This window comes from Streptomyces sp. NPDC006309 (genome assembly GCF_040613095.1).
Taxonomy (GTDB): Bacteria; Actinomycetota; Actinomycetes; order Streptomycetales; family Streptomycetaceae; genus Streptomyces.
In genome coordinates this window covers 1-19,652 of the sequence record NZ_JBEXRO010000037.1, presented here as the reverse complement: position 1 = coordinate 19,652, position 19,652 = coordinate 1, and the positions used below count along the sequence as shown (strand labels likewise).

Genomic DNA, 19,652 nt, shown 5'->3' with positions numbered 1-19,652 from the left:
CGCCCGGGGCCCCGGCAGGCTCCGGGGGACGGGTCCCAGGTGCGCCGCTGCTCGGCCCGGGCCCGCCCGGGGGCGGCCGGGCGCCGGTGGCCACCGGTGCCGCGGGGGCTCGTCCGGCCCGGACATGAGACCGGGACCGCTCGTTCAGGACGCCGGCAGCTGCTTGCCGTAGTCCACCGTGTCCGACGTGGCCGGCTCGGTGAGGGCGAAGTTCCGGCCCCAGTCGGAGAAGCGGAGCGTGCCCGCGCCGCCGGCCCGGACCAGGCGCAGCGGGTACGGCGTGCCCCGGAGGGACACGTCGAGCGTGCCGCCGGAGCCCTTGTCGCCGGTGATGCGGATCGTGGGGACGCCCGCCTGGTCGTGGTGGCCCTCCGTCGCCAGCGTGCCGTGCAGCGTCAGCAGACCGTCGAGGAGGACGTCCTTGTCCGTGAAGCCACTGAACTTCTTGTACGCGGGGTCCCCCTGCGGCACCTTCACGTACTTGCCGCCGAGCTTGCCGACCGCGCCGTCGCCGCCGCCGTTGCCGTTGCCGTCGGCGTGGTCCCAGAAGTCCGCGCCGGCCTTCAGATACAGCTCCTGCCCGATCCGCAGCAGCCGGAAGGCCACCCCCTGCGAGGTCACCGACCCGGTCCCGCCGTCGGCCTTGAGCCGCATGTCCAGCCGGTACGTGCGGCCGCTGGTCACCACGGTCCCCGACAGCCGTACCGCCGCCGCACCGTCCGCCGCGGCCCGCGTCCTGGACTCGATCCGGGCGGCGGGCAGCTTGCCCACCCCGTTGGTCCCCGCGTCCGGATCGTCACCGCCGCCGCATCCCGTCAGCGCCATCGCCCCGGTCACGGCCAGGGCCCAGGTCGCGGTCACCAGCGCGGTGCGGCGGGTACGGCCCCGGGGAATCGCAGTCACAGGTGGAGCTGCCTTTCTGACGGTTCCTGAGCGGCGTACGGCAGCGTACCGGTGCCCCGTCCACCCCACGGAGCCGGATCGTCCGGACCGCCCACCAGGGCGTCTCCGACCGGTACGAGCTAGCCTGAAGCGCACCCGAGCGGGTAGATCCGAGCAGATCACACCCCCAGCAGTCCCCCCGCGACTCCCAGGCAAAGGAAGCAGAGCCATGGCAGCCGGCGCCCCCCGGATCTTCGTCTCGCACATCGCCGGGGTCCCCGTCTTCGATCCGGCCGGCGACCAGGTGGGCCGCGTCCGCGACCTGGTCGTCATGCTGCGCGTCGGCAGACGGCCCCCGCGCGTCCTCGGGCTGGTCGTCGAGCTGTCCACCCGGCGCCGCATCTTCCTGCCCATGACCCGGATCACCGGCGTCGAGTCCGGCCAGGTCATCACCACCGGCGTGCTCAACGTCCGCCGCTTCGAGCAGCGGCCCACCGAGCGGCTGGTCTTCGGCGAGCTGCTGGACCGGCGCGTGACCCTGGTGGAGACCGGTGAGGAGGTCACCGTCCTCGACGTGTCCGTGCAGCAGCTGCCCGCCCGCCGGGACTGGGAGGTCGACCGGGTCTTCCTGCGCAAGGGACGCAAGGCCGGGGCGTTCCGGCGGGCCAAGGGCGAGACGCTGACCGCCGAATGGTCGGCCGTCACCGGGTTCTCCCTGGAGGAGCACGGGCAGGGCGCCGAGAGCCTGCTCGCCACCTTCGAGCAGCTGCGCCCCGCCGACCTCGCCAACGTCCTGCACCATCTGTCGTCCAAGCGGCGCGCCGAGGTCGCGGCCGCCCTCGACGACGACCGGCTCGCGGACGTCCTGGAGGAGCTGCCCGAGGACGACCAGATCGAGATCCTCGGCAAGCTGAAGGAGGAGCGCGCGGCGGACGTGCTGGAGGCGATGGACCCCGACGACGCGGCCGACCTGCTCTCGGAACTGCCCGAGGAGGACAAGGAACGGCTGCTGAGCCTGATGAAGCCCGCCGACGCGGCCGACGTGCGGCGCCTGATGGCGTACGAGGAGCACACGGCCGGCGGTCTGATGACCACCGAACCGATCGTGCTGCGCCCGGACGCCACCGTCGCCGACGCGCTCGCCCGGGTCCGCAACCCGGACCTCTCCCCCGCCCTCGCCGCCCAGGTCTACGTCTGCCGCCCGCCGGACGAGACCCCGACCGGCAAGTACCTGGGTACGGTGCACTTCCAGCGGTTGCTGCGCGACCCCCCGTACACGCTGGTCAGCTCGCTGGTCGACGACGACCTCCAGCCGCTGGCCCCGGGTGCCGCGCTGCCGGTCATCGCCGGGTTCTTCGCCACGTACGACATGGTGGCCGCGCCCGTCGTGGACGAGTCCGGCTCGCTGCTCGGCGCGGTGACCGTCGACGACGTACTGGACCACATGCTGCCCGACGACTGGCGGGAGACGGAGTTCCACCTGGACGAGGGAGAGGAGGCGCCCACGCATGGCTCCTGAGCGCGAGACCGGGACCCGGGAGCGTCATCCGGCGGGCGCCACGGCCGCCGGCCGGCCCCGCGGTGCCCGGCTGGACCAGCCGCGCACGCCGCGCCACCGGGTGCTGCCCGAGTGGGACCCGGAGGCCTTCGGCCGGCTGTCGGAGCGGATCGCCCGGTTCCTGGGCACGGGACGCTTCATCGTCTGGATGACGATCGTCATCATCGCGTGGGTGGTGTGGAACATCTCCGCGCCCGCCCATCTGCGTTTCGACAACTACCCGTTCATCTTCCTGACGCTGATGCTGTCGCTCCAGGCGTCCTACGCGGCCCCGCTGATCCTGCTGGCGCAGAACAGGCAGGACGACCGCGACCGGGTCAACCTGGAGCAGGACCGCAAGCAGAACGAGCGGTCCATCGCCGACACCGAGTACCTGACCCGGGAGGTGGCCGCGCTGCGCATGGGCCTCGGCGAGGTCGCCACCCGGGACTGGATCCGCTCGGAGCTCCAGGACCTGGTGAAGGAGCTGGAGGAGCGCAGACGCCACGACAGTCATGTCGTATTCCCGGCAGAGCGGGCGGAACGGTCGCCGGGACGTGACGCAGACGACCGCTGAGGGGCTACCCGCGGGCCCCTCGGCGCGCCGTACCATCGTCCTATGGCTACGGAAGACGCGGTGCGCGAGGCACTGGCGACGGTGAACGACCCCGAGATCAACCGCCCGATCACCGAACTGGGGATGGTCAAGTCGGTGGAGATCGGCGCGGACGGAGCGGTCGCGGTCACCGTGTACCTGACCGTGTCCGGCTGCCCGATGCGCGACACCATCACGCAGCGCGTCACCGAGGCGGTCTCCCGGGTCGAGGGGGTCACCCGCGTCGGCGTCACCCTCGATGTGATGAGCGACGAGCAGCGCAAGGAGCTGGCGAACGCCCTGCGCGGCGGCCAGACCGAGCGGGAGGTGCCCTTCGCCAAGCCGGGCAGCCTCACCCGGGTCTACGCGGTCGCCTCCGGCAAGGGCGGCGTCGGCAAGTCCTCCGTGACGGTCAACCTGGCGGCGGCGATGGCAGCCGACGGCCTCAAGGTGGGTGTGGTCGACGCCGACATCTACGGCCACAGCGTGCCGCGCATGCTGGGCGCCGACGGCCGTCCCACCCAGGTCGAGAACATGATCATGCCGCCGTCCGCGCACGGCGTGAAGGTCATCTCGATCGGCATGTTCACCCCGGGCAACGCCCCCGTCGTCTGGCGCGGCCCGATGCTGCACCGCGCGCTCCAGCAGTTCCTCGCGGACGTCTACTGGGGCGACCTCGACGTGCTCCTGCTCGACCTCCCGCCGGGCACCGGTGACATCGCGATCTCCGTGGCCCAGCTGGTCCCCAACGCCGAGATCCTGGTGGTGACGACCCCGCAGCAGGCGGCGGCCGAGGTGGCCGAGCGCGCGGGCTCCATCGCCGTGCAGACCCACCAGAAGATCGTCGGCGTGGTCGAGAACATGTCCGGCCTGCCCTGCCCCCACTGCGGCGAGATGGTCGACGTCTTCGGCACGGGCGGCGGCCAGCGGGTCGCCGACGGCCTCACCCGGACGACGGGTACGGCCGTGCCGGTCCTCGGCAGCATCCCGATCGACGTCCGCCTCCGCGAGGGCGGCGACGAGGGCAAGCCGGTCGTCCTGACCGACCCCGGCTCCCCGGCGGGCAGCGCGCTGCGGGCCATCGCCGGGAAGCTGGGCGGCAGGCAGCGAGGGCTGTCGGGGCTGTCCCTGGGGATCACGCCGAAGAACAAGTTCTGACGGCTCCCGCCGGCGGACGGCGGGCTTCCGTGTGTTCCACGGCCTGAGGGGCGCCGGTTCCGGCCGGCGCCCCTTCGTCATGCGTAGGCGCCGATGTCCTTCACCACGGCGAACCCGAGCCCGTACGCGCTCATCCCCCGCCCGTACGCGCCCAGATGGACGCCCGCCCCGGTCGTGCCGGCCAGCACCCAGCCGAACTCCGACTCCCGGTAACAGAACGAGGCCGCGACCCCGTCCACCGGCAGGGAGAGTCTGGACCACTCCGGTCCGTCGAGGTCGTCGGCCAGAGCCCACGCGGTCTCGGTCTGCTGGTCGAGCCAGTCGTCCCGCAGGGTGTGGTCCATCTGCCCGGGCCAGGTGAAGGACAGCAGCCCCACCCCGGCCAGCCACGCCGCCGAGGACACCGACGTCGCCTCCAGCAGCCCCGTGCCGTCGGCGCTGCGCCGGGACGGTTGCGCGGCGACGGTCACCACGACCGCGAACTTCTCCCGCGGTTCACCGGCGGAACCGGAATCACCGCGCACGGACGGCTCGTCGCCGTGCCCGATCGAACCGTGCTCGACGGCGCCGTCGGCCGCCGTGCCGACCTGCATCAGCCAGCGCGGCCCCGCGAACGCCTCGTCGAGGCCGTACCACGGGAAGGGCGCCCGCAGGTAACCGTCGACCGTGCGCCGGGCGGAGGGGAGCTGCTGTCCGCCCTCCGCGGCCGGCGGCTGCGCGCCCACCCGACTCGTCGTCTCCATCTGCCCGGACGCCTCCTCGCTCTCGTCGGACCGGGGTCGCCCGCCCCCCTTCGGGCGTACGCGTCCGGTCCGCACAACAACTCGGCAGCATATCCACACCGCTGACGGCGGCAGGGCAGGCACCGGCCGCGTGGGTCGCTTGAACGGCCTGTTCAGGCCGTGTGCGACGGGTGCGCTCTATGACACGCGTCACGTGCGCGGGATGCCCCCGCATGCGCGTGTCGGCGCGGGGAGGCGGTCGTCAGGTGGCGTCCGCGTCGAAGACCGGGCGTTCGTCCGCGCCGGCCACCTCGGGCTTCTTGGTCATGTCGATGCGCCCACCGGACGGCACGGAGGTGGACGACGAGGACGACGACGTGGTGGACGAGCCGCTGTCGCGGCCGTTGACCGCGTCCGTGACCTCGGCCATCTCCTTCTTCAGGTCGAAGCCGTTGCGGATCTCCTTCAGCCCCAGGTCCTCGTTGTCCAGCTGCTTGCGGAGGTAGGTCTTGGGGTTGAGGTCCTCGAACTCGAAGTCCTTGAACTCGGGGCCCAGTTCCTGGCGGATGTCGTGCTTGGCGCTCTCCGAGAACTCGCGGATCTTCCGGATCGTGCGCGTCACGTCCTGGATGACCTTGGGGAGCTTGTCCGGACCGAAGACGAGCACGGCCAGCACGATGATCGTGAGCAGCTCGAGTGGCCCTATGTCATTGAACACCTGACGCTCCTTGCGATGTCCTCGGTCGCTCAACGGTACCCGGCGTTCCTGCCGGACCGGTACCGCGGCGAGGTGAGACTTCGGTCAGTTCCGTGCCGGGGCACGAAGACCGGTCAGGGCGAGGGGCGGGGCCCGACGGGGAAGGCGGACGGCGTGGCGGGAGTGGCGGCGGCGGCGTCGGGAACGGCGGCGTCGGCGGCGGACAGCGGGCCGGAACCCGTGACCCCGAGCGGTGCCGCCCGGTCGACGAGCGGGAGGCCGGGAAAGGACGTGATCCGGTCCAGCGGGCGTATCAGCGGGGACACGGCGGTCATGCCGGCCAGCACCGGCACCGTCAGGCCCCCCGCCGTACCGGTCCGGGCCTGCGCCGGGCCGGGGGACGGCAGTCCGGGCAGCAGCGGCGCGGACAGGGAGGTCGGGGCCGCCGGGGCCGGTGCGAGCAGGGCACCGCCCTGGGCGAAGAGCGGTCCCACCGGGCGGCGGCGCTGGCCGTCCGGCGTGGCCGCGCCCGCACCGGTGCCCGCCGAGCGGGCCGGCGTCACGCTGCCGGTGCCGGGGCCACCGCGGGCGTCCGCGGTCAGGTCGCCGGGGACGGCGGTGGTCACGCCGCCGAGGGCGACGGCGGCCAGCGACACAGCGCCGGCGGCGGCGAACGCGAACCGCAGCCCGCGCGAGGCCGGACGGCCGTCGTCGGGGCGGCCGACGGGATGGATGCGGAAGCCGCGGTCCACGGAGGCGGCGCGCTCCTCGGGGGCGGGCAGCCGGCCGTGGGCGCGGGCGGGGGCGTACCCGAACGGGAGGTGCTCGCCGCGCCTCGCACCGAAGGCTCCGGCGCCGGGGCCCGCTGTGTGGCGTCCGCCCCCGGGGGACGGCGTGCCGCCGCCGTCGCCGTCACCTCCCCCGGGGAGGCCCTGGAGACGGGCCAGGAAGCTCGCCGAGGGCGGGGGCGGGGCCGCCTCCGCGAACACGTTCTTCAGGGCGCGCTGGGCGTCCGCCTCCGCCTTGCACCGGGCGCAGGTGGCCAGGTGGGCGAGGACCCGCTCACGCGTCTCATGACCCAGCTCGCCGTCCACCAGGGCGGAGAGCCGGTCTCCCAAATGCTGCTCTGCGAGGTGCGGCTCCCCGACAGGCTTCGGCCGAGATCCACTCACGCGGTCGCGCCCCCTCCTCCCAGAGCGGGGACCCGGGCGCGGAAGGAGCGCCGCTCGGCCGCGCGCGCCTCCGGGGAACGGTGCGCGAGGGCCTTGCGGAGCTGGGACCGGCCGCGGTGGATACGGGAGCGGACCGTGCCGAGCTTGACGCCCAGGGTGGCGGCGATCTCCTCGTAGGACAGTCCCTCGATGTCGCACAGGACGACGGCGGCCCGGAACTCCGGTGCGAGGGTGTCCAGGGCCTGCTGGACGTCGGCGTCGAAGTGGGCGTCGTTGAAGAGCTGCTGCGGGCTGGGCTCGCGGCTGGGCAGGCGCTCGGCCGCGTCCTCGCCGAGGGCGTCGAAGCGGATGCGCTGCTTGCGCCGCACCATGTCCAGGAAGAGGTTGGTGGTGATGCGGTGCAGCCAGCCCTCGAAGGTGCCCGGCGAGTACGTCGACAGGGAGCGGAAGACGCGGACGAAGACCTCCTGGGTGAGATCCTCGGCGTCGTGCTGATTACCCGTCAGGCGGTAGGCCAGGCGGTAGACACGGCCGCTGTGCGTGCTGACGATCTCGTCCCACGTGGGCGGGGTCCACGCCTGCCCGTCCGCGTCGGTGGCGAAGGTGGCGGTCTGGGTCCTGCCCGCGGCGGGACCGGAGGCGTGGCTGTCAGCGGTGTCGGTCACGGATTTCGGCCTGCCCGCCGACCCTAGGAAGCGCCGCAGCACTCCGGCCCGGTCCCCGGGTGCGGCCGCACCTCCCCTGTCGGCTCTGGTGGTGTCCAGTGGAGCCCCTACCATAGCCACCTCGCCCGTTAGCTCCGGATAAGCGGTTTTACGAGAATTTGATACACGCTGATACGGCTCATACTGCTGCGTCAGCAGTTGCTCCGCCTCCTGTGCCATCTCTGCCCCCCGTCACATCCCCGGCCACCGGCTCCTCCCTGTAAACGCCCGGTCCCATCTGCGGGTTCCCGACGCCAACGGATACAGTCACGCCCAGGCAACCAGGGGACAGGAGAGGGTCATTACCGGCAACCGGCAGACGAGCTGGGCGTTCGCCGACGCCTTTGTCGCCGAGGACGAAGCGCTGCGCTGGGCCCGCGACCGGGCCCGCGAGGCAGGGCTGCGCTCGGTGTCGCCGGCCACGGGCGCCGCGCTCGGACTGCTCGCCGCCTCGGTGGACGCGAAGGCGGTCGCGGAGATCGGCACGGGCTGCGGAGTGTCCGGGCTCCATCTGCTGCACGGGATGCGGCCGGACGGGGTGCTCACCACGGTGGACCCGGAGCCGGAGCACCAGCAGTCCGCGCGGCAGGCCTTCCGCATCTGCGGTTTCGCCAGCAACCGGGCCCGCTTCATCCCCGGCCCCGCCCTGGACGTCCTGCCGCGTCTCGCGGACGCCGGCTACGACCTGGTCTTCTGCGACGGGGACCGGCTGGAGTACCTGGACTATCTCGCCGAATCGTTGCGTCTGCTGCGCCCCGGCGGCCTGGTCGTCTTCGAGGGCGTCTTCGCCAACGGCCGTACCGTCGACTCGGGGCCGCAGCCGACCGAGGTGCTGCGGCTGCGGGAACTGCTGCGCGCGGTGCGGGAGAGCCCGGAGCTGATCCCCTCGCTGCTGCCGGTGGGCGACGGGCTGCTCTGCGCGGTCAAGCGGTGAGCGGCACGCTCCGGCTCCCGAGCCTTTCCGCGTAGGGCGCCGCCGCAGCCGCCCCGGGCGGTGAACCGCAGGTGGGAGCCTTGGAACGCGGCTGCCCCGACACCGCGTACGATGCCGGGGCAGCCGGAAGGACTGATCGCTGGGACCTCAGACGACGACCTTCTTGAGCGCGTCTCCGAGCGCCTCGGCCTCGTCAGGGGTCAGCTCGACGACGAGTCGACCGCCGCCTTCGAGCGGAACGCGCATGACGATGCCCCGCCCCTCCTTGGTCACCTCGAGCGGGCCATCACCCGTCCGCGGCTTCATGGCCGCCATGCTCGTTCCCCTTCCTGAAACCAGCTCATCGTCTGCCGATACCTCCCGGAGGGAGGCACCCGCCGTCCGGAACGGACACGCGACACCGGCATCGAACACATTGCTTCCAGGCCATTATCCCGCATCGCAGGACCCGATGACCAACATCGGTCGGCATCGCTTGGGCAACGCGCGCGAGCAAAACCACTCAATTCGGCGATGTGACTGCGATACTGCGCCACCGCACGGACCTCCGCCAGCCGGCTCCGCCGTGTTTTTCTTTGACGCAGGTCACACGTCCGGTCCGGCTCCCGGGCGGCGATCTCCGTCATGCTGTCCTCATACGCGGGCGTACTGAGCGGTACGTCACCAGCCGCGACACCGGAGGGGACCCCATGGCCGACACCGTGCTCTACGAGGTGAGCGACGGACTCGCGACGATCACGCTGAACCGCCCGGAGGCGATGAACGCGCTGAACATCGCGACGAAGACCGCCCTCCGGGAGGCGGCGGAATCCGCGGCCTCGGACACGGCCGTACGGGCGATCCTGCTGACCGCCGCCGGGGACCGGGCGTTCTGCGTGGGCCAGGACCTCAAGGAGCACATCGGTCTGCTGGCCGATGACCGGGAGACCGGGTCGGGGCAGACGATGAGCACGGTCAGGGAGCACTACAACCCGATCGTGCGGGCCCTCGCCGGGGCGCCGAAGCCGGTGGTCGCGGCGGTGAACGGCGTCGCGGCCGGCGCCGGGTTCGGTTTCGCGCTCGCCGCGGACCACCGGGTGGTGGCCGACACGGCCACGTTCAACACGTCGTTCGCGGGTGTGGCGCTGACCGCCGACTCCGGCGTCTCCTGGACCCTGCCCCGGGTGATCGGCCCGAGCCGCGCCGCCGACCTGCTGCTCTTCCCGCGCAGCATCAGCGCCCAGGAGGCGCTGGAGCTGGGCATCGCCAACCGGGTCGTCCCCGCCGCCGAGCTGCGCGCCGAGGCGGAGCGGACGGCGCGGGCGCTGGCCGGGGGGCCGACGGTGGCGTACGCGGCGATCAAGGAGGCGGTGGCGTACGGGCTGACGCACTCGCTGGCCGAGACGCTGGAGAAGGAGGACGAGCTCCAGACCCGGGCCGGGCGCTCCGAGGACCACGCCATCGCCGTACAGGCGTTCGTGAACAAGGAGCGCCCGAAGTACCTCGGCCGGTAACCGGAGGCGGTCCCACGCCCCTCAGCGGGCGCCCCTGGCCACGCACGTCTCCAGGTGGTCGTCGACCAGGCCGCACGCCTGCATCAGGGCGTACGCCGTCGTCGGGCCGACGAACCTGAGGCCGCGCTTCTTCAGCGCCTTGGACAGGGCCGTGGACTCCGGGGTGATCGCGGGGACGTCGGCGAGGGTCCTGGGGGCCGGGCGGTCCGCCGGGTCGGGGGCGTGGGACCACACGAGGTCGTCCAGCTCGCCCTCCCGCCAGTCGGCGAGGACGCGCGCGTTGGCGAGGGTCGCGTCGACCTTGGCGCGGTTGCGGATGATGCCGGGGTCGGCCAGCAGCCGCGCGCGGTCCTCGTCGGTGAAGGCGGCGACCTTCTCGATGCGGAAGCCGGCGAAGGCCGCGCGGAACCCCGGGCGGCGGCGCAGGATCGTGATCCAGGACAGGCCCGACTGGAAGGCCTCCAGGCTGATCCGCTCGAAGAGCGCGTCGTCGCCGCGGACCGGGCGGCCCCACTCCTCGTCGTGGTACGCCACGTAGTCCTCGGTGGACAGGGCCCAGGGGCAGCGCAGCGCGCCGTCCGGTCCGGCCAGGGCGGCTGAGGCGGTCATCGCTGCTCCTCCCCCCCGCCGCTCTTGTCGGTGCGGGCGTGCGCGGCGGCGGCTCTCGCGCCGGCCAGCGCGGACTCCAGGTCGGCGATACGGGCGTCCCGCTCGGCCAGTTCGGCGGCGAGGCGGCCGAGCGCGTCGTCGACGTCCGCCATGCGGTAGCCGCGCGGGGTGAGCGGGAAGCGCAGCGTCTCCACGTCCGCGCGGCCCACCGGGCGGTCCGCGGGCAGCGGGTCCCACAGCCGCTCCGGCGCAGCCTCGGGCAGCGGGCCGCTCTCTCCGCCGCCCACCACGGCCAGGGACACCGCGGCGACCACGACGGCCAGCGCGACGACCAGGAACAAGAACATCACCATCGCGAGGGGTCCCCACGCTCGTTACCGGACGCTGTGCCGGAAGCTGAATGTGTCAGGGTCCGATCGTGCCATGCGCGCCCGGCGGTTAGGGTCGCAGGCGGCCGTACTGCGGGACGTACTAGGAGAGGGCACAGCGGATGCTCAGGCTGGGCAGGCGGGAATTCGGACCGCACGAGCCGGTGATCATGGCGATCGTGAACCGGACACCGGATTCCTTCTACGACCGCGGAGCCACCTTCCGCGACGAACCGGCCCTCGCGCGCGTGGAGCAGGCGGTGGCCGAGGGCGCCGCGATCATCGACATCGGCGGGGTCAAGGCGGGACCCGGCGAGGAGGTCACGGCCGAGGAGGAGGCGCGGCGCACGGTCGGTTTCGTGGCCGAGGTACGGCGCCGCTTCCCGGACGTGGTCATCAGCGTCGACACCTGGCGGGCCGAGGTCGGCGAGGCGGTGTGCGAGGCGGGCGCGGATCTGCTGAACGACGCCTGGGGCGGGGTCGACCCGGGGCTCGCGGAGGTGGCGGCGCGGTACGGGGCCGGGCTGGTGTGCACACACGCGGGCGGGGCGGAGCCGCGGACGCGTCCGCACCGGGTGACCTATGACGACGTGGTGGCCGACATCCTGGCGGTGACGCTGGGGCTGGCCGAGCGGGCGGTGGCGCTGGGGGTGCCACGGGAGTCGGTGCTGATCGATCCCGGGCACGACTTCGGCAAGAACACGCGGCACAGTCTGGAGGCGACGCGACGGCTGGACGAGATGGTCGCCACGGGGTGGCCGGTGCTGGTGTCGCTGTCCAACAAGGACTTCGTCGGCGAGTCGCTGGACCGGCCGGTGAAGGAGCGGCTGATCGGCACCCTCGCGACGACCGCGGTGTCCGCGTGGCTCGGGGCGCGGGTGTACCGGGTCCACGAGGTCGCCGAGACCCGTCAGGTACTGGACATGGTGGCGTCCATCGCCGGCCACCGGCCACCGGCGGTGGCCCGCCGGGGCCTGGCGTAGTCCCAGGGGCCCCGCCCCGCCCCGGGGCCGCCCGCAAGAGCGGGCCCGGGGCGGGGCGCCGGCCGGGGGGCCGTCCTCAGCGGCCCGCCTCCTTCGAGACCAGGGCCACCGCTTCCTCCACGTCGTCCGTCACGTGGAACAGCAGCAGGTCCTTCTCCGCGGCCTTCCCCTGGGCGATCAGGGTGTTCCTCAGCCAGTCGAGCAGGCCGCCCCAGTACGCGCTGCCGAAGAGGACGATCGGGAAGCGGGTGACCTTCTGGGTCTGGACCAGGGTGAGGGCCTCGAAGAGTTCGTCGAGGGTGCCCAGGCCGCCGGGGAGGACCACGAAGCCCTGCGCGTACTTCACGAACATCATCTTGCGGACGAAGAAGTAGCGGAAGTTCAGGCCGATGTCGACGTAGGCGTTCAGCCCCTGCTCGAAGGGAAGCTCGATGCCGAGGCCGACCGAGATGCCGCCCGCCTCGCACGCGCCCTTGTTGGCCGCCTCCATCGCGCCCGGGCCGCCGCCGGTGATGACCGCCCAGCCGGCCTCCACCAGCCCTCGGCCGAGCCGGACGCCCGCCTCGTACTCCGGCGAGTCCACCGCCGTCCGCGCCGAGCCGAACACGCTGATGGCGGGCGGGAGTTCGGCGAGGGTGCCGAAGCCCTCGATGAACTCCGACTGGATGCGCAGCACCCGCCAGGGGTCGGTGTGCACCCAGTCCGTGGGGGCGCGTTCGTCCAGCAGCCGCTGGTCGGTCGTACTGGCCGTCACCTGTCCCCGCCGTCGGAGGACCGGTCCGAGCCGTTGCTCGTCCGGCGGCTGCTTCTTCCCCTCGGGGTTTCCGGTAGCCATGTGCGCTCCCTCCGCTTGCCGGTAGTTCGATGTCAGCCTAGATCCAGGCGGGTTACGGAGGGGGGACGTACGCATGTCCGCCGCGCGTGCGCCGTGCGCGCCGCTACGCGGTGAGCCAGGCGCGCAGGCGCTCCTCGCCCGCCAGGATCTTCGCCGTCTCCACCCGCTCGTCGCGCTTGTGGGCCAGGTGCGGGTTGCCGGGGCCGTAGTTGACCGCGGGGATGCCGAGCGCGGAGAAGCGGGACACGTCCGTCCAGCCGTACTTGGGCCGCGGGAGGCCGCCCACCGCCTCGATGAAGGCCGCCGCGGCCGGGTGGGACAGGCCGGGCAGCGCGCCGCCGCTGTGGTCGTCCACCACGAACTCCGCGATCCCGCAGTCCGCGAACACCTCGCGGACGTGCGCGATCGCCTCCTCCTCGGTGCGGTCGGGGGCGTAGCGGAAGTTGACGGTGACCACGCACTCGTCGGGGATGACGTTGCCGGCCACTCCCCCACTGATCCCCACCGCGTTCAGGCCCTCGCGGTACTCCAGGCCGTCGATCACCGGCCGGCGCGGCTCGTAGGACGCCAGCCGGGCCAGGACGGGGGCCGCCGCGTGGATGGCGTTGGAGCCCATCCAGCCGCGCGCCGAGTGCGCCCGCTCGCCCGTGGTCCTCAGCAGCACCCGCAGTGTGCCCTGGCAGCCGCCCTCGACCTCCCCGTCGGAGGGCTCCAGCAGGACCGCGAAGTCGCCCTCCAGCCACTCGGGACGGGCCTCGGCGACGTGCTTGAGGCCGTTGAGGTCGGCGGCGACCTCCTCGTTGTCGTAGAAGACGAAGGTCAGGTCGCGGTTGGGGGCGGGGACCGTGGCCGCGATGCGCAACTGGACCGCCACGCCCGACTTCATGTCGCAGGTGCCGCAGCCCCACAGCACGCCGTCCTCGTCGAGCCGCGAGGGCACGTTGCCGGCGATCGGGACGGTGTCGATGTGGCCGGCCAGGATGACACGCTCGGCCCGGCCCAGGTCCGTACGGGCGATCACGTTGTTGCCGTGGCGGTCGACCGTCAGGTGCGGCAGCGCGCGCAGGGCGGCCTCGATCGCGTCCGCGAGCGGCTTCTCGGTGCCGCTCTCCGAGGGGAGGTCCACGAGCCGCGCGGTGAGCGCGGCGGCGTCCAGCGTGAGGTCAAGCGAGGTGTCGGCCATGGCCACGACCCTAGCGCGCCGTCCGCCGGGCCGGCCGGACGCGCGGAGCCGACCGCTGATCGGGCCGGTGGCGGGCTCCAGTACCTTGTACGCGTGTCAGAGCCGTCCCCCACCCGTCCGCAGCGCCGCGGCCGCCTCCTGCGTGTCGCGGCGGCCCTGTTGGTCCTGTGCGGTGTCGCCGCGTACCTCGTCGTGCAGTACGTCACCGGTGGCGGGGCGCGCGGCTGCGAGGTGGTCCCGGCCGCGGGTGACGGGGCGTCGTACGAGTTCACGCCGGAGCAGGCGGTGAACGCGGCGACGATCGCCGCCGTCGGCACCGGGCGCGGGATGCCCGAGCGGGCCGTGACGATCGCGCTGGCGACCGCCCTCCAGGAGTCGGGGCTGCGCAACATCGCGCACGGCGACCGGGACTCGCTGGGCCTGTTCCAGCAACGGCCCTCGCAGGGCTGGGGGACCGAGCGGCAGATCATGGACCCCGCCTACGCGGCGGGCATCTTCTACGCGCACCTGGCGAAGGTGCCGGACTACACCGGCCTGCCGCTGACGGTGGCCGCACAGCGGGTGCAGCGCAGCGGCTACCCGGAGGCGTACGCCAAGCACGAGGCGGACGCCTCGCTGCTGGCGGCGGCCCTGACCGGACGGGCGGCGGCCACGCTGACCTGTGACGGGCACCCGGAGCGCACGGCGTCGGCGACCGGACCGGACGCGGTGCGGGCGGCGCTGGTACGGGACTTCGGGCGCGACGCGCTCCAGGAGACCGGGGCGGAGGTGGGCGGGGCGCCCGTGCCGTCGCCGTCCCCCTCGCCGAGCGTGACGGCGAGCGCCCACGGGCGGACGGTGACCGTCCCGGTGCCGAGGGGCGCGAAGCGGGACGCGAACGGCCGCGGTGAGCTGGCGCGGGGCTGGCAGCTGGCGCAGTGGGCGGTCGCCAACTCCTCGGCGCTGCACATCCGGCGGGTGTCGTACGCGGGGCGGGTGTGGACCGCGGGAAGCGGTGGTGAGGCGTGGGGCAGGGCCCGTTCGCAGGGGGCCGGCGGCGCGGAGCGGGCCGTGGGGGCCGTGCGGATCGAGACCGGACAGTAGTTCGGCGGGTCACTCCGGCGGGTTGCGCGGTGCCGGGCCGTCCGGCGGCCCGGCCGGGGAAGGTGCGGGGCGGGAGAACCCTTGGGACGCAAGGGGCGGAAGCTTTCTGCGGACCGCGCGGACCACACTGTTTGCCCGTTTTTATCCACACCTGATAATGCGATGCGTTATCCATTCTTTACCCGGGCCGTCCGCAACCTTCGCGGCCCTCGAGCGGTAGTCACGGCGTACGGGCCCGGACACCTCCGCCCCGGACACACCGTTTTCCTCCCGTCGAATGGAGCATCATGTCCCTCCCTCTGACCCGCCGGATCGCCCGTGTCGCGCTGCTTGTCGCAGCGGGAGCGGCTGCCGGGGTCGGTGCGGCCGGCTCCGCCGGTGCGGCCACGGACCTCCCGGCCACCCCGAACCTGGGCGGCCTCACCGCCCTGGACGGAGCGCAGGTCGGCAAGACCGTCGACGGTGCCGCGCAGGGCGCCACCTCGCTCGCGGGCGAGACCGGCGGCAAGGCCGTCAAGCAGGCGGTGCCGGCCGCGGGCCGGACCGGCGGCGGTGCCGTGAAGAAGGCGGCGCCCGCGGCGCAGCAGGCCGCGGGGGACGTGGCCGGGAGCGCGGGCGGTGTCCTCGGGGACGCCGCGGCCGGCGCGACGAAGGGCGGGCTGCCGACGGAGTCGCTCACCAAGGGCGGCCTGCCGACCTCGTCCCTGCCGACGTCGTCCCTGCCGACCAAGGGCCTGCCGCTCGGCTGAGCGTCCGGCTCGGCGCCGAAGGGGTCCAGGGTCCTTCCTGGGCCCCTTCGGCCTGTGCGGCGGCTGTGGCGGCTATGGCGGCTACGGCGGCTACGGCGGCTACGCCATCAGGCGGGTCGCCGCCGCCTGGACGCGTTCGTCCGTCGCCGTCAGCGCCACGCGGACGAAGTTCTCGCCCGCCGTGCCGTAGAAGTCGCCCGGGGCGACCAGGATGCCGAGGTCGGCCAGACGGGACACGGTGGCCCAGCAGGACTCGTCCCGGGTGGCCCAGAGGTAGAGGCTCGCCTCGCTGTGTTCGATGCGGAAGCCGTGGGACAGCAGGGCCGCCCGGAGGACCTCGCGGCGGGCCGCGTAGCGGGCGCGCTGCTCCTGGACGTGGGCGTCGTCCCCGAGGGCGGCCACGACCGCCGCCTGCGTCGGCGCGGAGGTCATCATGCCGCCGTGCTTGCGGATCTCCAGCAGCGGGCCGAGCACGGCCGGGTCGCCGGCGACGAACGCCGCGCGGTAGCCCGCCAGGTTGGAGCGCTTGGACAGGGAGTGGACGGCGAGGATGCCGTCGTAGGAGCCGCCGTTGACGTCGGGGTGCAGCACCGAGACCGGGTCGGCCTCCCAGCCCAGTTCCAGGTAGCACTCGTCCGCGACCAGCAGGACCCCGTGCTCGCGGGCCCAGGCGACGATCCGGGCCAGCTCCTGCCGGGGGATGACCTTGCCGGTCGGGTTGGACGGGGAGTTGAGCCACAGCAGCCGCAGCCGCGACGGGTCCAGCTCGGTCGGGTCGTCGTAGACCTCGTGGTCCGCGCGGGCCAGGCGGGCACCGACCTCATATGTCGGGTAGGCCAGGCGCGGGTAGCCGACCGTGTCGCCGGGGCCCAGACCGAGCTGGGTGGGCAGCCAGGCGACCAGTTCCTTGGAGCCGACGACCGGCAGTACATGGCGGTGGGTGAGGTCGCGGGCGCCCAGGCGGCGCTCCAGCCAGCCGGTGATCGCGTCGCGCAGCGCGGGGGTGCCCCAGACCGTCGGATAGCCCGGGGAGTCGGCCGCGTCGACGAGGGCCTTCTGGATCAGCTCGGGGACCGGGTCGACGGGGGTGCCGACGGAGAGGTCGACGATGCCGTCCGGGTGGGCCGCGGCCGTCTGCTTGTACGGGGCCAGCCGGTCCCACGGGAAGTCGGGAAGGCGGTCGGTGACTGCGGACACGATGGGTGGCTCACTTTCGTCGGGGCGGCCGAACGCCTCGGTCCCGTACGGCGGTGATCGGGACGATCGGGCCGTACGGGACCGGGGCGGCGCCGGGGGTCCCCCGAGGGCCGCCAGGCGCTCAGACGGTCACTCGCCCTGCGGCGGCAGCGCGGCGACGAAGGGGTGGTCGCGCTCGATCAGCCCCAGCTTGCTGGCACCGCCGGGCGAGCCCAGGTCGTCGAAGAACTCGACGTTAGCCTTGTAGTAGTCCTTCCACTCCTCCGGAGTGTCGTCCTCGTAGAAGATCGCCTCGACCGGGCAGACCGGCTCACAGGCACCACAGTCGACGCATTCGTCCGGGTGGATGTACAAGGACCGTTGGCCCTCGTAGATGCAGTCGACCGGGCACTCCTCGATGCACGCCTTGTCCTTGACGTCGACACAAGGCTGCGCGATGACGTATGTCACGCTGTCGTTCCTCCTCGGTAGGGCGCCGGCGGGCCTCCTCAGGCTCCGCCGCCTGGCGCGCGGGAGCGCGGCGTCGTCGATGCCCGCCCCTAGTATCTCCGTTCCGGAGCATGATCCGAACAGGAGGGGTGAACTGACCAGTGGAAATCTCGGCGAGTGGACGCCTCGAAGTCCGTATCACCCCAGCTGACGTGGGAAAACGAGTCTCCGTCAGGCGCCTGGGCGAACCCGGTGCGGCGCCCGAGAAGTTCACCGACACGGTCGGTGTTCTCACATCATGGGACGATGGCGTGCTCATGATCACACGACGGGACGGGGAACGGGTCGGAATCCCGCAATCCGCGCTGGTGGCGGGCAAGGTCGTCCCGGCCGCGCCGGCGCGCCGCCGGGGGCCCGCCGCCTCCTACCCGGAGCTGGCGCACATCGCCGCGCGCGCGTGGCGGCCGGTGGAGAGCGAGCGGCTCGGCGAGTGGGAGCTGCGGGCGGCGGCGGACGACGTGCCGGGCGGGCCGGGCCCGGCGCCCGGGCCGCGGACGGGCTTCACCCGGCGGGCCAACAGTGTGCTGCCGCTCGGTGATCCCGGCCTCCCCCTCGACGCCGCCCTGGCCGCCGTACGACGCTGGTACGGCGAGCGCGGCCTGCCCGCCTACGTGCAGACCGCGACCGGCGCCGAGGGCACGCAGGAGCTGCTGAGCGCCGAGCTGGAGCGGCGCGGCTGGACCCGGGAGGTGACCGCCGAGCTGTGGACCGGCGCCCTGGCTCCGGTCGCGGACCGGGCGGAGGGCGCGGGTGTGGTGCTGTCCCGGACGGTGGACCAGGCGTGGCTCGCGCGGTACGGGCGCGCGGGGGCGGGCGAGGCGGCCCTGCGGGTGCTGGGGTCCGGATCCCCCCGCGCGAGCGAGGCCGAGCGTGGCGGAGGGCCGTCGGTGTGGTTCGCGTCCGTCCCCGGTACGGCGGCCGGTGAGCCCCCGGCGGCGATCGGGCGGTGTGTCGTGGACGGACGGTGGGCCGGGTTCGCCGCGGTCGAGGTGGCCCCCGGCCGGCGGCGGCAGGGGCTGGCCACCGAGGTGATGGCCGCGCTGGCCCGGCGCGCGCTGGACGAGGGCGCGTCGGCGGCCTGGCTCCAGGTCGAGACGGACAACGAGGGCGCGCGGGCGCTGTACGCCGCGCTCGGCTTCACACCGCACCACGCGTACCACCACTATCGGGAGCCGTCGGACCCCCGGCCGCACTCCGCTCCCGGACGGCCTTAGAACTGCCGTGGGAAGACGCTCGTAGAACCGCCGTGGGAAGGGCATGAGCCTGCCATGCATCACCCGTATCTGCCGCCCCCGTACCCACCGCCGCCGGAGCGCTCCGCCGAACTGCGGCAGCGGTTCACCGAGGAGGCCCGGTCCGAGCGGCCGGACCTGTCCGCCCTGTGCCTGCTGATCGGCGCGGAGGCGGACGGCTCCCTGGACGAGGCCGGCATCGACGCCGCGCAGGCGGAGCTGGACCGGCTCGCGGGCGAGCTGCCGTACCGGCCGGGCGGCCCGCACGCGTGGGCTCAGGCCGTGCAACGGCTGCTCGGTGCCCGCCACGGGTTCCGCGGGACGCCCGGCGACTACCAGCGGCTGGAGTCCTCGCTGCTGCACGAGGTGCTGCGGCGGCGGCGCGGGCTGCCGATCCTGCTGTCGGTGGTGTGGCTGGAGGTCGCGCGCCGGGCCGGGGCCCCGGTGTACGGCGTCGCGCTGCCGGGGCACTTCGTGGTCGGGTTCGGGTCGGCGGGGGAACAGGTGCTGGCCGATCCGTTCGACGAGGGCCGGGTGCTGACCGGGGCGGATGCCGAGCTGCTGGTGGCGGGCGCCACGGGGGCGTCGCTGCAACCGTCCGCGCTGGAGCCGGCGGCGCCCCTGGAGGTCGTGCAGCGCGTCCTGAACAACATCCGGGCGTGGGCCGCGGCCCGGCCGGAACGCTCGGACGTCGCCCTGCGGGCCGTGGAACTGGGGCTGCTCATCCCCGCGCATCCGGCGCGGCTGCGCTACGAACGTGGACAACTGCTCGTGCAGCGCGGCCGGTTCACGGCGGGCGCCGACGAACTGGACACCTACGCCGATCTGATCGAGGTGGTCGACGAGCCGGCCGCCGAGAAGGTACGGCAGGAGGCGCGCATCGCGCGGTCCAAGCTCAACTGAGGCCGGCTAGGTCGTGTCGTCAGACTCCCGCCTCGCCCGGAGGGCGGGCTCTGCGGCGTCAGGTGCGTGCTCTCGGCGTGCCGGGTCCTGACTCTCGTACTGGACGTACTCGGGTCGGGGCCCGGTG

22 protein-coding genes are annotated in these 19,652 nt (G+C 73.5%); 10 read left to right on the top strand and 12 right to left on the bottom strand.

The annotated features are described in order from the left end of the window. Positions 1–144 precede the first annotated feature (144 nt). Positions 145–903 carry a hypothetical protein gene (locus tag ABZ117_RS31840; protein WP_356825829.1) on the bottom strand — a complete coding sequence of 253 codons (759 nt, stop codon included), beginning with the start codon at positions 901–903 and terminating at the stop codon, positions 145–147. Positions 904–1,111: 208 nt separating this feature from the next. Between ABZ117_RS31840 and ABZ117_RS31835 the strand changes: the two genes are divergently transcribed. Genes ABZ117_RS31835 through ABZ117_RS31825 form a run of 3 tightly spaced genes read left to right on the top strand, consistent with a single transcriptional unit; the run spans position 1,112 to position 4,172 of the window. Next, positions 1,112–2,401: a CBS domain-containing protein gene (locus ABZ117_RS31835; RefSeq protein WP_356825827.1), complete on the top strand. Its 1,290-nt coding sequence runs from the start codon at positions 1,112–1,114 to the stop codon at positions 2,399–2,401. Next, the gene (locus ABZ117_RS31830) at positions 2,391–2,996 is read left to right on the top strand and encodes a DUF1003 domain-containing protein (RefSeq protein ID WP_356825825.1); all 606 of its coding nucleotides are present in this window, start codon (positions 2,391–2,393) and stop codon (positions 2,994–2,996) included. Before ABZ117_RS31835 ends, ABZ117_RS31830 begins: the two co-directional genes overlap by 11 nt. 42 nt (positions 2,997–3,038) lie before the next feature. After that, positions 3,039–4,172, top strand: coding sequence for an Mrp/NBP35 family ATP-binding protein (locus ABZ117_RS31825; protein WP_356825823.1), 1,134 nt, complete (start codon positions 3,039–3,041; stop codon positions 4,170–4,172). A 77-nt stretch (positions 4,173–4,249) separates the two neighbouring features. Here ABZ117_RS31825 and ABZ117_RS31820 read toward each other — a convergent pair whose 3' ends face one another. The 4 genes from ABZ117_RS31820 to sigE all read right to left on the bottom strand — a co-directional run bounded on the left by ABZ117_RS31820 (position 4,250) and on the right by sigE (position 7,470). Continuing rightward, positions 4,250–4,915 (bottom strand): hypothetical protein, encoded by a 666-nt coding sequence (locus ABZ117_RS31820; protein WP_356825821.1) that lies wholly within the window; start codon positions 4,913–4,915, stop codon positions 4,250–4,252. Positions 4,916–5,156: 241 nt separating this feature from the next. After that, a complete protein-coding gene (locus ABZ117_RS31815) occupies positions 5,157–5,612 on the bottom strand; it encodes a sec-independent translocase (RefSeq protein ID WP_356825819.1) in 456 nt (151 codons plus the stop codon). Between the two features lie 113 nt (positions 5,613–5,725). Beyond that, positions 5,726–6,763 carry a zf-HC2 domain-containing protein gene (locus tag ABZ117_RS31810; protein WP_356825817.1) on the bottom strand — a complete coding sequence of 346 codons (1,038 nt, stop codon included), beginning with the start codon at positions 6,761–6,763 and terminating at the stop codon, positions 5,726–5,728. After that, positions 6,760–7,470: an RNA polymerase sigma factor SigE gene (gene sigE / locus ABZ117_RS31805; RefSeq protein ID WP_356825877.1), complete on the bottom strand. Its 711-nt coding sequence runs from the start codon at positions 7,468–7,470 to the stop codon at positions 6,760–6,762. Before sigE ends, ABZ117_RS31810 begins: the two co-directional genes overlap by 4 nt. Positions 7,471–7,705: 235 nt before the next feature. Between sigE and ABZ117_RS31800 the strand changes: the two genes are divergently transcribed. Continuing rightward, positions 7,706–8,401, top strand: coding sequence for an O-methyltransferase (locus tag ABZ117_RS31800; protein WP_356825875.1), 696 nt, complete (start codon positions 7,706–7,708; stop codon positions 8,399–8,401). Positions 8,402–8,548: 147 nt separating this feature from the next. On the opposite strand, the gene ABZ117_RS31795 is transcribed toward ABZ117_RS31800, so the two are convergent. Continuing rightward, positions 8,549–8,716, bottom strand: coding sequence for a DUF3117 domain-containing protein (locus ABZ117_RS31795; protein ID WP_018544333.1), 168 nt, complete (start codon positions 8,714–8,716; stop codon positions 8,549–8,551). 374 nt (positions 8,717–9,090) lie between these two features. On the opposite strand from ABZ117_RS31795, the gene ABZ117_RS31790 reads away from it, so the two are divergent. Then, the gene (locus tag ABZ117_RS31790) at positions 9,091–9,894 is read left to right on the top strand and encodes an enoyl-CoA hydratase-related protein (RefSeq protein ID WP_356825815.1); all 804 of its coding nucleotides are present in this window, start codon (positions 9,091–9,093) and stop codon (positions 9,892–9,894) included. Between the two features lie 21 nt (positions 9,895–9,915). On the opposite strand, the gene ABZ117_RS31785 is transcribed toward ABZ117_RS31790, so the two are convergent. Together ABZ117_RS31785 and ABZ117_RS31780 are read right to left on the bottom strand one after the other, a co-directional pair. Further along, on the bottom strand, positions 9,916–10,503 hold the full coding sequence (locus tag ABZ117_RS31785; protein WP_356825813.1) for a DNA-3-methyladenine glycosylase I: 588 nt from the start codon (positions 10,501–10,503) through the stop codon (positions 9,916–9,918). Next, positions 10,500–10,856: a DivIVA domain-containing protein gene (locus ABZ117_RS31780; RefSeq protein WP_356825811.1), complete on the bottom strand. Its 357-nt coding sequence runs from the start codon at positions 10,854–10,856 to the stop codon at positions 10,500–10,502. The genes ABZ117_RS31785 and ABZ117_RS31780 overlap by 4 nt, the downstream gene beginning before the upstream one ends. A 137-nt stretch (positions 10,857–10,993) precedes the next feature. On the opposite strand from ABZ117_RS31780, the gene folP reads away from it, so the two are divergent. Further along, the gene (gene folP, locus ABZ117_RS31775) at positions 10,994–11,854 is read left to right on the top strand and encodes a dihydropteroate synthase (RefSeq protein ID WP_356825809.1); all 861 of its coding nucleotides are present in this window, start codon (positions 10,994–10,996) and stop codon (positions 11,852–11,854) included. 76 nt (positions 11,855–11,930) lie between these two features. Here folP and ABZ117_RS31770 read toward each other — a convergent pair whose 3' ends face one another. Next, complete coding sequence (locus tag ABZ117_RS31770) at positions 11,931–12,689, bottom strand: TIGR00730 family Rossman fold protein (protein ID WP_356825807.1); 759 nt, start codon at positions 12,687–12,689, stop codon at positions 11,931–11,933. A 103-nt stretch (positions 12,690–12,792) separates the two neighbouring features. After that, positions 12,793–13,872, bottom strand: coding sequence for a succinyl-diaminopimelate desuccinylase (gene dapE, locus ABZ117_RS31765; RefSeq protein WP_356825805.1), 1,080 nt, complete (start codon positions 13,870–13,872; stop codon positions 12,793–12,795). 93 nt (positions 13,873–13,965) lie between these two features. Here dapE and ABZ117_RS31760 point away from each other — a divergent pair, with 93 nt between their 5' ends. Together ABZ117_RS31760 and ABZ117_RS31755 are read left to right on the top strand one after the other, a co-directional pair. Next, a complete protein-coding gene (locus ABZ117_RS31760) occupies positions 13,966–14,955 on the top strand; it encodes a heavy metal transporter (protein WP_356825803.1) in 990 nt (329 codons plus the stop codon). Positions 14,956–15,242: 287 nt separating this feature from the next. After that, positions 15,243–15,704 carry an ATP-binding protein gene (locus ABZ117_RS31755; RefSeq protein WP_356825801.1) on the top strand — a complete coding sequence of 154 codons (462 nt, stop codon included), beginning with the start codon at positions 15,243–15,245 and terminating at the stop codon, positions 15,702–15,704. Positions 15,705–15,803: 99 nt separating this feature from the next. Here ABZ117_RS31755 and ABZ117_RS31750 read toward each other — a convergent pair whose 3' ends face one another. Further along, the gene (locus ABZ117_RS31750; RefSeq protein ID WP_356825799.1) at positions 15,804–16,901 is read right to left on the bottom strand and encodes a bifunctional succinyldiaminopimelate transaminase/glutamate-prephenate aminotransferase; all 1,098 of its coding nucleotides are present in this window, start codon (positions 16,899–16,901) and stop codon (positions 15,804–15,806) included. Between the two features lie 129 nt (positions 16,902–17,030). Further along, positions 17,031–17,351, bottom strand: coding sequence for a ferredoxin (gene fdxA, locus ABZ117_RS31745; RefSeq protein WP_121787075.1), 321 nt, complete (start codon positions 17,349–17,351; stop codon positions 17,031–17,033). 140 nt (positions 17,352–17,491) lie between these two features. Here fdxA and ABZ117_RS31740 point away from each other — a divergent pair, with 140 nt between their 5' ends. Together ABZ117_RS31740 and ABZ117_RS31735 are read left to right on the top strand one after the other, a co-directional pair. Continuing rightward, positions 17,492–18,604, top strand: a complete 1,113-nt coding sequence (locus tag ABZ117_RS31740; RefSeq protein WP_356825797.1) for a GNAT family N-acetyltransferase — start codon at positions 17,492–17,494, stop codon at positions 18,602–18,604. 54 nt (positions 18,605–18,658) lie between these two features. Beyond that, entirely contained in the window at positions 18,659–19,525 is an 867-nt protein-coding gene (locus tag ABZ117_RS31735) for a transglutaminase-like domain-containing protein (RefSeq protein ID WP_356825795.1), read from the top strand. The last annotated feature ends 127 nt before the right edge of the window (positions 19,526–19,652 follow it).

What these genes read in the sequence shown, in the direction of transcription:
- ABZ117_RS31825 (WP_356825823.1), top strand. Translation starts at nt 3,039, where the DNA reads ATGGCTACGGAAGACGCGGTGCGCGAGGCACTGGCGACGGTGAACGAC.
- ABZ117_RS31830 (WP_356825825.1), top strand. Translation starts at nt 2,391, where the DNA reads ATGGCTCCTGAGCGCGAGACCGGGACCCGGGAGCGTCATCCGGCGGGC.
- ABZ117_RS31835 (WP_356825827.1), top strand. Translation starts at nt 1,112, where the DNA reads ATGGCAGCCGGCGCCCCCCGGATCTTCGTCTCGCACATCGCCGGGGTC.
- ABZ117_RS31790 (WP_356825815.1), top strand. Translation starts at nt 9,091, where the DNA reads ATGGCCGACACCGTGCTCTACGAGGTGAGCGACGGACTCGCGACGATC.
- folP (WP_356825809.1), top strand. Translation starts at nt 10,994, where the DNA reads ATGCTCAGGCTGGGCAGGCGGGAATTCGGACCGCACGAGCCGGTGATC.
- ABZ117_RS31755 (WP_356825801.1), top strand. Translation starts at nt 15,243, where the DNA reads ATGTCCCTCCCTCTGACCCGCCGGATCGCCCGTGTCGCGCTGCTTGTC.
- ABZ117_RS31785 (WP_356825813.1), bottom strand. Translation starts at nt 10,503, where the DNA reads ATGACCGCCTCAGCCGCCCTGGCCGGACCGGACGGCGCGCTGCGCTGC.
- ABZ117_RS31770 (WP_356825807.1), bottom strand. Translation starts at nt 12,689, where the DNA reads ATGGCTACCGGAAACCCCGAGGGGAAGAAGCAGCCGCCGGACGAGCAA.
- ABZ117_RS31795 (WP_018544333.1), bottom strand. Translation starts at nt 8,716, where the DNA reads ATGGCGGCCATGAAGCCGCGGACGGGTGATGGCCCGCTCGAGGTGACC.
- ABZ117_RS31735 (WP_356825795.1), top strand. Translation starts at nt 18,659, where the DNA reads ATGCATCACCCGTATCTGCCGCCCCCGTACCCACCGCCGCCGGAGCGC.
- ABZ117_RS31780 (WP_356825811.1), bottom strand. Translation starts at nt 10,856, where the DNA reads ATGGTGATGTTCTTGTTCCTGGTCGTCGCGCTGGCCGTCGTGGTCGCC.
- dapE (WP_356825805.1), bottom strand. Translation starts at nt 13,872, where the DNA reads ATGGCCGACACCTCGCTTGACCTCACGCTGGACGCCGCCGCGCTCACC.
- ABZ117_RS31820 (WP_356825821.1), bottom strand. Translation starts at nt 4,915, where the DNA reads ATGGAGACGACGAGTCGGGTGGGCGCGCAGCCGCCGGCCGCGGAGGGC.